The 12832-nt window shown below is 73.7% G+C and carries 12 protein-coding genes; 5 read left to right on the forward strand and 7 right to left on the reverse strand.

Annotation, left to right across the window (positions count from 1 at the left end):
* Positions 1-6 precede the first annotated feature (6 nt).
* The 4 genes from ACZ3KJ_RS01510 to ACZ3KJ_RS01525 form a co-directional block, all read right to left on the reverse strand.
* Complete coding sequence (locus tag ACZ3KJ_RS01510) at positions 7-303, reverse strand: phosphopantetheine-binding protein (protein WP_389512524.1); 297 nt, start codon at positions 301-303, stop codon at positions 7-9.
* Entirely contained in the window at positions 300-1472 is a 1173-nt protein-coding gene (locus tag ACZ3KJ_RS01515; protein WP_467523735.1) for an HAD-IIIC family phosphatase, read from the reverse strand. The genes ACZ3KJ_RS01510 and ACZ3KJ_RS01515 overlap by 4 nt, the downstream gene beginning before the upstream one ends.
* The gene (locus ACZ3KJ_RS01520) at positions 1469-3355 is read right to left on the reverse strand and encodes a GNAT family N-acetyltransferase (protein WP_467523737.1); all 1887 of its coding nucleotides are present in this window, start codon (positions 3353-3355) and stop codon (positions 1469-1471) included. Before ACZ3KJ_RS01520 ends, ACZ3KJ_RS01515 begins: the two co-directional genes overlap by 4 nt.
* Before the next feature lie 602 nt (positions 3356-3957).
* Positions 3958-4950: a BtrH N-terminal domain-containing protein gene (locus ACZ3KJ_RS01525; RefSeq protein WP_467523738.1), complete on the reverse strand. Its 993-nt coding sequence runs from the start codon at positions 4948-4950 to the stop codon at positions 3958-3960.
* 234 nt (positions 4951-5184) lie between these two features.
* On the opposite strand from ACZ3KJ_RS01525, the gene ACZ3KJ_RS01530 reads away from it, so the two are divergent.
* The gene (locus ACZ3KJ_RS01530; RefSeq protein ID WP_385068105.1) at positions 5185-5565 is read left to right on the forward strand and encodes an S-adenosylmethionine decarboxylase family protein; all 381 of its coding nucleotides are present in this window, start codon (positions 5185-5187) and stop codon (positions 5563-5565) included.
* 19 nt (positions 5566-5584) lie between these two features.
* Here the strand turns inward: ACZ3KJ_RS01530 and ACZ3KJ_RS01535 are convergent, their stop codons facing one another.
* On the reverse strand, positions 5585-6280 hold the full coding sequence (locus ACZ3KJ_RS01535; RefSeq protein ID WP_467523739.1) for an alpha/beta fold hydrolase: 696 nt from the start codon (positions 6278-6280) through the stop codon (positions 5585-5587).
* Positions 6281-6290: 10 nt separating this feature from the next.
* Positions 6291-7334 carry a PIG-L deacetylase family protein gene (locus ACZ3KJ_RS01540; protein ID WP_467523741.1) on the reverse strand — a complete coding sequence of 348 codons (1044 nt, stop codon included), beginning with the start codon at positions 7332-7334 and terminating at the stop codon, positions 6291-6293.
* A gap of 92 nt (positions 7335-7426) precedes the next feature.
* Here ACZ3KJ_RS01540 and ACZ3KJ_RS01545 point away from each other — a divergent pair, with 92 nt between their 5' ends.
* The 4 genes from ACZ3KJ_RS01545 (at position 7427) to ACZ3KJ_RS01560 (ending at position 11619) form a co-directional block, all read left to right on the forward strand.
* Positions 7427-8065, forward strand: coding sequence for a hypothetical protein (locus tag ACZ3KJ_RS01545; RefSeq protein WP_467523742.1), 639 nt, complete (start codon positions 7427-7429; stop codon positions 8063-8065).
* Positions 8062-8850, forward strand: coding sequence for a 4'-phosphopantetheinyl transferase family protein (locus tag ACZ3KJ_RS01550; protein ID WP_467523743.1), 789 nt, complete (start codon positions 8062-8064; stop codon positions 8848-8850). The genes ACZ3KJ_RS01545 and ACZ3KJ_RS01550 overlap by 4 nt, the downstream gene beginning before the upstream one ends.
* Before the next feature lie 79 nt (positions 8851-8929).
* The gene (locus ACZ3KJ_RS01555) at positions 8930-10672 is read left to right on the forward strand and encodes a B12-binding domain-containing radical SAM protein (protein WP_467523744.1); all 1743 of its coding nucleotides are present in this window, start codon (positions 8930-8932) and stop codon (positions 10670-10672) included.
* Complete coding sequence (locus tag ACZ3KJ_RS01560; RefSeq protein WP_467523746.1) at positions 10669-11619, forward strand: Gfo/Idh/MocA family protein; 951 nt, start codon at positions 10669-10671, stop codon at positions 11617-11619. Before ACZ3KJ_RS01555 ends, ACZ3KJ_RS01560 begins: the two co-directional genes overlap by 4 nt.
* On the opposite strand, the gene ACZ3KJ_RS01565 is transcribed toward ACZ3KJ_RS01560, so the two are convergent.
* A complete protein-coding gene (locus ACZ3KJ_RS01565) occupies positions 11601-12770 on the reverse strand; it encodes a radical SAM protein (RefSeq protein ID WP_467523748.1) in 1170 nt (389 codons plus the stop codon). The genes ACZ3KJ_RS01560 and ACZ3KJ_RS01565 overlap by 19 nt on opposite strands.
* Positions 12771-12832 lie beyond the last annotated feature (62 nt).

A 12832-nucleotide genomic window follows, 5' to 3' on the forward strand; every position in this document is an offset into this window, starting at 1 on the left:
CACCGGTCAGGGGCGCTGCCGGTGCGCGGAGACGAAGTCGGTGAGCGTGGCGATGGACTCCAGGCTGTCCAGGCTCAGGTCCAGGGCGGCCACGTCCACTCCGTAGCGCTCGTCGATCGTGCCCAGGAGCGTCACGCCCGCGAGCGAGGTGAGGCCGATCCGCGGGCCGAACAGCTCGGTGTCGGCGGGGAGTTCCGCGATCGCGGCGGCGTCCAGACGGGCGGCCTCGGCGATCATCGACCGCAGCTCCCGTTCCACCGCCGCCCGGTCGTCGTCACGGGAGGGGGTGCGGGGGTCCGTCACGCTTCGGGGTCCTTTCGGGTGGAGACGTGCAGCCAGGCGGGAGGTGCCGGCAGGTCGCCGTGCAGGGTGCGTGCGAGGACGGCCGGCTCGGCGGCGGTCCCGGCGGTGTCCGGGGCGGTGTCCGGGGCGCTGTCCGCGGTCCGGGCGCGGCGGAGTCCCGCCTGGCGCAGCAGGATCCGCATCTCCAGGTTGGCGTCGGTCGGGCGCAGGGTCACCCGGAACTCGTCCGCGCCGGCCTCCCGGGCCCGTTCCATCAGCCAGAACAGGAAGGCGGCGGCGGCCCCCCGGCCGGCGACCCGGCAGGAGAGCGCCAGCAGCGGGACCGACCGGACGCCCGGCGTGCTCCGGTCGACCAGCGCGGCCCCGATGATGCCGTACTCGCCGAAGCGGTCGGCCATCCGGGCGGTGTACAGCGTGTGCCCCTCGGCGGCGGCGAGGTCGCGCAGCCGCTCGGGCGTCAGGCCGGAGGAGTTCAGGCGGTGGGTCCGGGCGGCCAGTTCGAGCGCGCGCGGAACCTCCTCCGCCACGGCCTCGCCGACGGTGAGCCGCATCGCGCACCAGCGCAGGAACTCCTCCCGCGTGCCCTGGAAGCGCTCGCCCTCGGCGCGGCGGGTCTCCTCGGTGCGGTAGCGGCGCACCCGCTCCCGCGACTCGGGGGTCACGTCACGGCCCTCGAACGCCGCCAGCAGCGCGGGCACCTCCTCCGGGCCGAGCGTGCGCACGCCGGGCAGCAGGGCCTCCACCTCGGCGCGCTCGTACGCCGAGTCGTCGACCAGGACGAGTGCCTCCACGGCGATCCCGAGGTCCTTGGCGATCCGGCGCAGCGACTCGCTCTTGTCCTGCCAGGACACCTGCGGGGCGAGGAAACGTTCGCGCAGCCGGGGTGCGGCGTCCATCCGCGCGAGGACCGCGGGCGCGCTGCGGCTGGCGAGGCTGCTGAGCACCCCGCGGGCCGCCAGCGCGTCGATCGCGGCGAGCATCTCGGGGCGGGGGACGGGGAGGTCGTCGGTGGGCGCCTCCACCGCGATCTCGTCCCACAGGGTGCCGTCCAGGTCCCAGACGACGCACTTGATCCGGTCGGGGTCGTACCCGCCGGGCCGGTCTGGCCCGGTCGCTCCGGTCGTCCCGGTGGTCCCGGCCGTCCCGGTCGGCCCTGTCGTTCCGGTCATCGGGCGTCCTGTCGCGGGAGCCGCAGCTTCATCGTCAGGGTGGCGGGGTCGAAGCCGAACTTGCGGTAGACCGTGCGCATCGGGACGTTGCCGACGTGGACGCGTCCGACGACCTCCGTGATCCCCTGCTCCAGGCAGAACTCCAGGCCCGCGGTGAGCAGCAGTTCGGCGACGTCGCCGCGGTTGTCCAGCGGGGCGACGGCGAGGGAGCGGAAGTTGGCGTAGCGGTCGCCGGTCATCGCGTTCTGGTTGACGCTCACCCACAGCCAGCCGACGGGCTCGCCGCCCGGACGGCCGGCGACGAGCATGCCCTCCTTGGACTTCTCCATGGCGCGGCCCAGCCGGGACGCCCAGCGCGCGGGGTCGTCGATGGCGTCCTCGCCGAAGGAGACACGGGCGATCTCGGCCTCGAACTCGCCGATGGCCGGCAGGTCCCTCTCCTGCGCCGGACGGATCACGAAGGGCGCCGCCCGCCGCTCCAGCTCCGCGCGGTCGTCGGCGCTCGGTGCGTCCCAGCCGGACCGCGGGGCCTGCGGCCGCCCGGTGGGCGCGGGCGCCCCGGCGGGGGCGGACACCCCGGTGGGGACCGGCGCCTGTGCCGGGACCGGCGTCCGTGCGGAGACGGAAGCGGGAGCCGCCGTCCGAGCCGGAACGGATGCCGGTGCCGGGGCCGCATCCGGTGCCTGAGCCGGGGCAGGGGGCTCGACCGGGGATGCGACCGGGGCCTCGTCCGGTGTCTCCTCCGCCGAGACCAGGCGGCCCGGGCGGAAGGGGCCCTGCCCGCACTTCGGGCAGCCCTCGTCGCGCAGGGTGGCGACCGAGGTCCAGCGGGCGCCGGGGCCGACGCGGACCCGGGTGCCGCAGGCCACGCACGCGTACTCGCGCTGCCGGGTGCGCTTGTCGCCGGTGTAGAGGGGGCCGCCGTACTCGCCCTGCCGCGAGGCGGTCGAGGTGGTGGTGAGCAGGTGCTGGAAGAAGCCGACGCCGCCGAGGATGCCGCTGCCCTCGTACTCGTTGAAGTTGCGGACGTAGCCGTTGGTGACCAGGCCGAGGGCCTGGATCTCGCGCTGGACCTCCAGCATCTCGTCGGGGCTCTTGCCGCCGAAGGAGAAGAAGACGCTGTGCGCGGGGCCGGGGCGCAGGCCCTCCACGGCGCGCGACAGGAACAGCCGGGCGCCCTCCGGGGTGTAGGGCGGGTCGGTCATCGCGACGTCGAAGCCGTCGTGCAGCTCGGCGGGCAGCGGACGGCGCAGGTCGTGCTCGACGGTCTCGACGCGGGTGCCGAGGCCGGCCGACACCTTCCTGATGTAGGCGAGGATCTCGGGGGAGATGTCGACGACGGTCACCCGCTCGACGATCGGCGCCCCGAGGACGTCGCCGACGACCGCGACGGCCAGCGAGACGAGGTCGTCGTCGCCGATCAGCAGCAGCGAGCCGCCCGGCAGGGCGCCCGCGGTGAGCAGCGCGAGGACCCGGCGCACCTTGGTCTCGGCCGTGCAGTGGGACTGGTCGATCGCCATGTCGGCGGCGGGTCCCGTCTCCATGAGGGCGCGCAGCCGCTCCACGGCCTCGTCGAGCACCGAGGGGATGACCAGCTCACGGCCGTCGCACGTGGTGCAGGTGGCGTCGAGGGTGAGGTCCATGCCGAGCCGGGCGACGACGTCGAGACCGGCCGGGGTCAGCCGGGAGGGGCGCTCCTTGGTGACGAGGTCCCGGCGGCGCAGCTCGTTGCCCACGGCGGCCACGATGGGGACGGGCAGGCCGGTGGCGCGGCTGAGGTCCTTGGTGGAGGCGGGGGCGAGGCGGCGCAGGGCGCGGAGGACGGACCGCACTCCGGGCGGGCCCTCCTGGAGCCTGACGGCGTCCGCGACTTCCGTGAGCACGTGATCGGCGTGGGTACTCCGACGGTGTCGAGGCGCGTTCTTCACAAGGGAGCTCCGGGCGGGACCGAGGTGAGCAGGACCCTCCAGTATAGGCGCGGGGGGTCCGGGCTCCGGCCCGCCGAGGGGCCGTCGAGGGCCCGCCGAGGGCCCGACGAGGGGCCGTCGAAGGCCCGACGAGGAGCCGCCGGGAGCCCGCCGGGCCCGCCGGGGGCTGCGGGGGACTGCCGGGAGCTTGCCGAGGCCCGCGCGCGCGGATCACGCGGCGGTCCGCCGAGGGCCCGCCGGGGGCTGACAAGGAGCCGCCGGGCCCGCCGGGGGCTGCGAGGGACTGCCGGGACCTTGCCGAGGCCCGCGCGGTTCACGCGGCGGTCGGCCGAGGGACCGCCGAAGGGCTGCCGGGGGCTGACAAGGAGCTGACGGGAGCCCGCCGGGGGCTGCGAGGGCCCGCCGGGAGCAAACCGAGGCCCGCGCGCGGATCACGCGGGTCTCGTGACGCGGGCCCTCGTGACGTGGGCCCCGTGACGCGGCCCCCCGCCACGCGGCCTCCGCCACGCGGCCTCCGCCACGCGGCCCCCGCCACGCGGGCCGGTCGGTCGGCCCGCTCAGTCGACCGCCTCCCCCACCCTCTCGCTCCACTCCTTCTCCAGGGCCGCCGTCTGCGTCATGAGGTCGGCGACGCGGACGACCGTGCCGGCGCCCTTGCGGAACCGGAGGAAAAAGGTGTTGCGGGTCATCTCCCAGCGCCGGGACAGGGCGTCGGCGTCGGCCGCCCGGTCGAGCAGCGCGGGGAGGGCGCAGGCCCCGGCCGCCGCCCGCAGGAAGCGGGCGTTGAGGGCGCGCCGGCTGGCCAGCTCCCCGAACCAGGCGCTGACCTCGATCATGCCCACGGGGCTCAGGGCCGCGAAGGCGTCCGGGGCGGCGCGCAGTTCGTCCGCGCAGTCGGTGAGCAGGCCGATGCCGCCGGACTCCCGCACGTTGCGGGCGAGCGCGGCACGGTGGCGCTGCCCGTCCGGCTCCCCGGAGCGGTGTCCGGCCCGCACGACGACGGTGCGGTTGCGCCAGTCGGGATCGCCCCTGCGGGCCTCGCCCAGGGCGTCCGAGGACATCGCCGCCGACAGCGCGCGGGCGTCGAGGGGGCCGTCGTAGAGGGAGCCCTGGTAGCGGTCGACGACACGGAACACGGTGCCCGTGCCCTCGCCCTCGGCGCGGGAGCGGATCACGATCCGGTGCGCATGGTGCTGCCGGCCGTGGAAGGAACTGTGCGGGACATGGAAGGTGTCCACCCAGGCGATCACCGGAATTCCGTCACGCACCTGCGCGTGAATGTATTCCCCGGCTTTCTCCGGGGTTCCGTGACAGTGCAGTTCGGTGGTCATGCCGTGCCATGTACGGAGAATTTCCTCCGGTGTGCTCCGATGAATTCCCAGGCGTTCCACGGGCCATTCCGTCTCGACCGCGTCCGCCCTTCGGTGATAGCCCCACTCGCTGCCCAGTACGCTCGGGTCATGGCCGAGCCAGGCCGTCGTGATGCCGTAGGTCGCCGAAATGCAGTCCAGTGCCGAGAATTCCGCCTCCGCCGTGCCCCGCTTTTCCATGAACCCCGCTCCCTCGCTGTCCCCGCCGGAGCCGTCGCTTTCCGGCCGATCCCATGTGACCTTCGAAGACCCCCTTGACGCAGGGCACGCGCGAGCCCTAGGGCGCCCCGGATGCTACGCTGGGCACCACCGAGCGCCAGTGACCGGCCTCGTCGACCTTCCGCTTCTGCCGCGCAGACCAGCACAGATCTATGAAAGGAGACGGGGGCAGCGGTTCGCGTCCCCCGGTTCCCCATGACCAACTCCTCCGAGCTCGCCACCGAGGGCATAAACGTCGACGATTTGTGCTCGTACGCCGTCGACGTATGGGTGAGCGACCACAGCATCCTGACCGACGAACAGCGCCTCCTCCAGGTTCTTCGCACGGCCGCGGAAAAGGGAAACGCGACGGTCCTCGGTGAAGCGTCGCACGTGTTCCCCAACGGTGCCGTCACCGCGATTCTCCTGCTCTCCGCCTCGCACCTGAGCATCCACACCTGGCCGGAATTCAGCCTCGCCAACGTCGACCTGCTCGCCTACGGTCGGCTGAACGGCGAGCGGATGATGCAGAGCGTCGAGCTGGGCCTCTCGCCGACGAAGATCAACGTCACCCGCATGCTGCGCGCGGTGCACTGACCCGCGCCCCGGACGGCGATCACAGCCACCCCGCCAGCGACGTGAGGAACGCGTCGAACCCGTCCCGGTGGATGGCGTGCGACGCACCCGGCACCGTCCGCACCTCGAAGCCCCGCCGGACCAGGTCCGTCCGCATCTCCCCGCTCACCAGGGAACTCGGTTCCGCCGCCTGGACGAGCGAGGGGACCAGGGGCTTCTCGGGGGTGTGGTCGACCGTCCGGTACGCGGAGAGGGCGAGCGCCGAGCGCTCGTCCCAGGCGCGCAGCGCCGCCACCTCCGCCGCGACCCGCCGCTCCCCCCAGTCCGGCCGCAGCCCCCTGATCAGCAGCCGGGGCGCCCGTTTGAACAGGGCGAACGACGCCGGGTCGAGGGTGCCGTGCGGGCCGCCGAGCCGCCACGCGGGCTCGGAGTAGACGGCGCGCCCCGGCTGGAGTTCCGCCACCGCCAGCGCCAGGGCCAGCGCGCCCAGCGAGTGGCCCAGCGCCAGCTCCGGACGGCTGGGCAGCGTCTCCAGCAGATCCTCCGCGAACAGGTGCGGGGCGTACGCGCCCCGGCCGCTCGCGCCGTGGCCGCGCAGATCGACGGCGACGACACGGTACCCGCGGCCCGTCAGGGCCGGCACCAGCTCCTGCCAGGTGCGGTGATCGGACATCAGGCCGTGGACGAGGACGGCGAGGCGGTCGCCCGAGCCCCACTCCCGGGTGTGCAGTCGCATGCGGCCCACCTCAGCAGGCCGGACCGGCGGACGCCAGTTCCGCCACGGCCCCGGCCGACTCCGGCAGCGCCCACAGCCGCTCCGCGAACCCCGCCGCGCCCAGCCCCCGCCCGTACCGGACGATCCGCCGCGTGACCGCCTCCAGCACCTGGAGCCGGTACGGCCACAGCGCCTCCTGCTTCGTCAGCGCCGCCTCCTCCGAGCCGGGCACCAGCACCGGGCGCAGACCGGCGGGCAGCCGGCCGGCCACGGCCCGGGCGTCCGCGAAGAGCGAGTACGGCATGTCCTCGTAGAACGCGACCCGTCCCGGCTCCAGCTCGCCCCGGACGAGCAGTTCCAGGGCCGCCCGCCGGGTCAGGACGTGGTCGACGTGACCGCCCACGCCGAGCGGCACGAGGACGAGGTCCGCGCCGGACACCTCGGCCGCCAGGTCCGCCGTGACCCGGCCGAACAGCTCCGGCTCGCCGGCCGCGGCCGCGTCCTCGGCGTCCGGCTCCAGGAAGAAGTTCTCCCGCCGGGCCGCCCGGTCGGCGGCGTCGGTGTGGCCGAGCACGGTCAGGCCCACGCCGAGCACACCGCACGCCACCCGCTCCTCCGCCAGCAGCAGCCGCGAGGAGAGCGCGGGACGGCTCCGGTAGTAGGGGCGGCGGGTCCAGGTCTCGTGCGAGAACACGTCCACCACACGGCCGCCGCACCGGGCGAGCAGCCCGCCCAGGGCGAGTTGGGCGTCGTCCGGGTGCGGCGCGAGCACGACCGGCGCCCGGGATGGCGCCGTGCGCGGCGGCGGTGCCGCGACCACCAGGCCCGCCGCGTGCCAGCGGCCGATCAACTCCCGCTGCGCCGACGGCCACGAGCGGTACGGACGGGTGCCGTCGCAGGCCTCCCACACGTCGGCCGATTCCGGCGGCAGCAGGTCACGGGCGACCGGCTCGCCGAGGAAGCGCGCCTCGGGACCGTCGAACTCGGCGTGCGGCAGCCGTACCGGCCGGTCGTCCGCCGTGAGTGCTCTCGGCGTCCGCCGCACGAGCGGGCCGGCTGAGGGGCGCTCGGACATGCGCAGGAGTGTAGGGCAAGGGGCAATCATGGAACGATGGGACGAGCACGTGACAGGGCTGTGATCGGCACGCGACGGAAGGCTCGAACAGCATGTACGTACTCGCCCGGGGACTTGCCGCGACGGAGACCGAGAACCTGCGGGAGGCCTGCGCACGCACCGCGCTCCCGCTGAGGCCCGTCCCCGACGGGGACGGTGTCGCCGAGCACGTCGCCGCCGACCTCCTCGTGGCCTTCGTGGCCGCTGCCGACGACGGCACGGCACCCCTCGACCTGCGCGACCTCACCCACGGCGGCGCCTACACGGTGCTCGTGCAGCCGGCGCCGACCGCGCGGACGACGCTGGCCGCGGTGCGCTCCGGCGCCGGCTTCGTCATGGCCGCGCCGCTCGACGTGGACCGGCTGGTGCCCTTCCTCACCTACCTGCGCGACGTCGCCGCTCCCGCCGCGGCCCAGGTCCTCGACCTGGACGAGGCCGGCGTGCTGGCCACGCCCTCCGGCTCCGTGCGGCTGTCCGAGGCCGAGGCGCGGGCGCTGCGCGCGCTCGCCGACCGCCGGGCCACCATCGTCGGACGGCCCGACCTGATGCGGCTGACCGGCGAGGACCCGCGGGACGTCGTCGCCTCCCTGCGCGCCCGGTTCCGGGAGATCGGCTCGGGCGCCCAGATCCTCAAGGTGCCCCACATGGGCTTCCGGCTCGTCGGGGAAGTGCGGCAGAAGGCGACCGCGTGACGGACGCGGCGGCGCCCGGGACCGCGCCGGGACGCACCGTCGACCTCTGGTGGGCCCGCCCGGACGACGCGTCGGCCCGCCTCGCCGCCCTGCTCGACCCCGTGGAGCGCGGCCGGTGGGAGGCGACCGCCGACCCCGTCAACGCGGCGCACTTCCTGGTGGGTTGCGCCCTGAGCCGCGTCGTCCTCGGCCAACTGCTCGGCCTGGCGCCCGCCGAGGTGCCGCTGCGGCGGGTGTGCCCCCGCTGCGGCGGACCGCACGGCAAGGTCACGCTCGCCACCGCCACCGCCACCGCCATCGCCACCGCCACCGAGACCGCCACCGAGACCGACGTGCGTTTCAACGTCTCGCACAGCGGCGGCGTCGTCGGGCTCGCCGTCTGCCGCGGCGCCGACGTCGGCCTCGACGTCGAGGACGCGGCCACCGCCGTCGACGTGGACAAGGTGGCGCCCCGCGCCCTCACCGGCACCGAACTCGCCGCCCTGCGCGCCCGCCCGCCCGCCGGACGGCCCGCCGCGTTCCTGCGCTACTGGACGCGCAAGGAGTCCGTCCTCAAGGCGCTCGGCGTCGGACTGCGCGTACCGCTGCGACGGCTCGAAGTGACCGATCCCGCGCTGCCGCCCGCCGTAGTGAGCCTGCCGGAACAGATCACCACCTGCCGTGAACTGCGCATGGCCGATACGGTGGTCGACCTGACGCACCCCGCGTCCGTCTCGGTGGCGGGAACTACGGAGGTGACTCTCGTCCAGCACCGGGCGTCGGCGCTCCTCGGGGCGTGGCGGTGACCGGACCGCACCGCAACCCCCCGCACCTGCCGCCGACTTGATTCGACGTGTTGCTCACAACGGGGAAGGGCAGAGCCAGATGTCGGACGTCGTGCTGTTGACTCCGCGGGAGATCACCACCGGGGCGACCAGCCTCAACAACCAGAACGTGACCGTCACCGACGAGGAGTACGTCCGGCTCGACCCCGCCCTGCGGATCTTCTACGAGAAGGTCCGCGAGAACCTGGGGCTCGCCTGCATCACCGGCTACCTCCGCGACGCCGGGTACTCCGTCACCTCGCTCAACCTGCACGGCCGCAACCCCGGCGACGAGGTCATCATCGACCTCATCCGCCGCGAACGCCCCCGCTTCGTGGGCATCAGCATCATGTACGACCTGCACATCATCGACGCCATCCGGCTCATCCGGTGCGCCCGCGCCGCCGACCCGGACGTGTTCATCGCGATCGGCGGCGCGTTCTGCACGTACAACGCCAAGCTCATCGCGGAGCAGGTGCCCGAGGCCGACTGCGTCACCTTCGGCGAGGGCGAGCTGACCGTCGTGGGGATCATGGACCGGCTGACCTCGGGAGCCGACTGGCGCCGGACGCCCGGACTGTTCTACCGGGACGGCGACCGGGTGCGCAGCAGCGGCATGCCCGTCCTGCCCGACCTCGGCAACCTCGTCTGGCCCGCCCGTGACGTGCTGGAGTACCACCGCGCGGCCGGCATCGCGACACCCGTGGCGTCCACGTTCACCAGCCGCGGCTGCCACGCCAAGTGCACCTTCTGCTACGCGCCCCGCCAGCCCGGAGTGGTCGACGGGTTCTGGCGGATGCGGCCCCCCGCGGACGTCGTCGACGAGATCGAGTACCTCCAGCGGGAGTTCGGCACCCGCTTCATCTGGTTCAACGACGACAACTTCGGCGGCGCCTTCGGCGACGGCTTCGCGCACGCCGTGGAGTTCGCCGAGACCGTCCTGCGGCGCGGCCTGAAGTTCCAGTTCCACTGCGAGTTCCGCGTCGACTCCGGGCTCATCGACCACGAGGCCCTCGACCTGCTGCACCGCGCCGGGCTCTCCTCCGCGCTGCTCGGCATCGAGTCCGGCTCGCCCGGCATGCTGCGCCGGTTCAAGAAGGGCACCACCGTCGCGTACAACCTGGACGCGGCCCGTATGTTCAAGCGCAAGGGCCTCGGCCTCGACCCGGGCTGGATCATGATCGAGCCGAAGACCTCGGTGGCCGAGCTCTGGGAGAACCTGGAGTTCATCGTCGCCGCCCGCATCCACGAGGCCGACAACCCGTTCTTCCTCATCAACCGCGCCATCGCGCTGCGCGGCACCGAGATGTACGACAGGATCGAGGAACCGCTGCCCCTGGCCGACATCGACGGCCTGGAGGGCGAAGCGTATGAGATCCTGCGCACCGCCCGCCGCGACTACCGGGTGCCGGACCCGCGGGTCGAGGCGCTGTGGGCCGCCTGGAGCGAGGTCGGCGAGGAGATCAGCGACCGCAAGGAGAACGTCCTGCCGTTCGTCGCGCAGAAGATCGCCCTGGGCGCCCGCCGGCTGCGCGGCACCGAGCACAACCCGCGCGCCCTGCTCAGCAGACTGCGCGCCTGGCGCAACGGCCTGCCGGAGCTGTTCCTCGCGTTCATGAACTACGGCCTCGTCCTCGCCGAGAGCGGCCCGCCCGACCTCGCCGCCCGGCTCACCGCCGACCTGCGGGACCTGGTCGCCGACTACGACGCCGAGCACCTCGGCGAGTCCTTCGACGACTTCGGCGACCGGGTGGAGCGCATGTGCGGCGCCGAGGCCCTGACGGCGGCGGGAGCGGGCCGATGACCCTGCGGTACGGAGTGGTCGGGTGCGGCCGCGTCTTCCAGCGCTACCACCTGCCCGTCGTCACGGAACACCCGGACCACACGCTCGTCGCCGCCTGCGACACCGACGCCGACAGCGCCCGCACGGTGCTCGGCGCGGCGGCGGAGGGCGTGCTCGTCACCACGAGCCTGGAGGAGTTCCTCACCGTCGGGCGGCCGGACGTGGTGGCGGTGTGCACGCCGAACGACGCGCACACCGGGCCCGTCCTGGCCGCGCTGGCGGCCGGCGCGCACGTCCTGTGCGAGAAGCCGCTGGCCGCCGACGTCGCCGAGGCCCGCCTGCTGGCGGCGGCGCCGGGCGCCGCCGACCGGCTCGCGGTCAACCTGCCCTACCGCTTCCACGAACTGGTCCCCGCCTTCGGCAAGGCGCTCCCCGACGGCCCCTGCGAGATCACCCTGACCTTCACCACCGCCGGTCAGCGCCTGTGGCGGCCGGTGACGAACTGGTACGGCGACGCGGCCCGGGCCGGCGGCGGTGCGCTGGTCGACCTCGGGGCGCACGCCCTGGACCTGATGATCACCGTCTTCGGCACGCCCCGCCCGGCCGGCTGCCGCGTGGACGCGGCGGGCGTGGAGGAACGGGTCGTCGCCGACCTGGAGTTCCCGGCCGGACCGGGCCGGCTGCGCATCGACCGCCGCAGCCGGGTCATGGGCCTGACGCTCGAGGCCACGGCGGAGGACGGCGAGAGCGCCGTGCTCGACCTGCGCCGCGGCGAGGTCCGCGGCCGCGACGGCACGGTCGTGGCCGAGGACCGCCGGCCCGAGCTGGCGGCGATCCGCGGCTTCCTCGACACGGTCGCCGGCCGGGCGACCGGCCGGACGGTGACCCCGGCGCAGGCGCTTCAGGTGCAGGAGATCGTCTCCGCCCTGTACGCCCGCGCCGAGACCGATCAGGAGCTGACGCTCTGAACCGCGTCCGGGCGGGCCGCGGGAGCACCGGAGAGGACCGGCCGGAACCTCTCCTTCAGCTCCCGCAGCCGGGCCCGTGACCGCTCGCCCGAGTACAGGTGCGTCGCGCCGATCTCCTCCTCGGTGATCCGGTCGAGGAAGTACAGGTTGATGACGTCGGACGGCGTGGCGCACGTCTTGCAGAAGCCGAACCGCGGCCGGTCGTGCATGAACAGGTCGTAGTGCTGGTGGCTGCCGTACTGGTCGAGCAGCAGGGTGCGGTTCTCCGCGAGGTTGCCCATCGGCTTGACCCAGGCGTGCGGGCAGGCCGAGACGTCGCCCTGGCCGAAGAGCTGCGCCATGGTCGCGGTGACGAAGCAGCCGAGCGTGCGGACGTTCGTCCGCAGCTGGAGGGCCATGTGCTCGACGTAGGCGCGCGGCGGCAGGACGGAGGCGAACTCGTCGTAGCGCTCCACGAGCGGCACCAGGTGGTCGCCGGGCGGCGGGCCCATCCGCTCGGCGGTCTCGCCCCGCACCGGGAAGAAGTACAGGGTCGTGCTGCCGTCGACCCGGTCGCGCAGGTACTCGGCGAACTCCAGCTGGCCGGCGTAGTTGGCGTCGGTGAGCACCGACTGGATGTCGAGGCGCAGGCCCGCCTCGGCCGCCGCGTGCAGGGCGCGCATGATGACGTCGTGCAGCCGGGCCTGTTTCGGGGGGAGCCGGTGCCGGTTCAGTTCCAGCGTGTGTCCGTCGAGGGAAATGTTCAGCTGGACGTTTCCCAGCGCGGCCAGTGCCTCGATGCGCCGTTCGTTGAGGAAGACGCCGTTGGTGATGACCTGGACGGTCTCGTAGCGGCGGCTCGCCTCCTCGACGAACTCGGTGGAGCCTTTCAGCCAGAAGAACTCCCCGCCGGACAGCCGGAGAATGGGGGCGTCGACGTGGGCGTGATACAGATCGAGTATCTCGTGCCAGTCCTGCCGGCGGTCGGTGGTCAGCCGCAGCCGGGCGTCCGGCACGTTCATGAGGAGGTTGTACTCCTCGGTGAGGCAGTAGGAGCACCGCATTTGGCAAAGCTGTTCCTCGATGACCATGTCGTTCATCAGGAACGGCAGTCGGCCACCCTCGGCCGCCGAGGCGGTGAGGGCGGCGCGAAACTTTTCCTTAAGGCGCATGTAAGTCCCCGTATTCGGCCGTCGGCTTCCTGCGGGCAACCCTAACGGCTCGTCAAGTGCGC

The sequence above is a fragment of the Streptomyces sp. NPDC003248 genome (genome assembly GCF_055563235.1).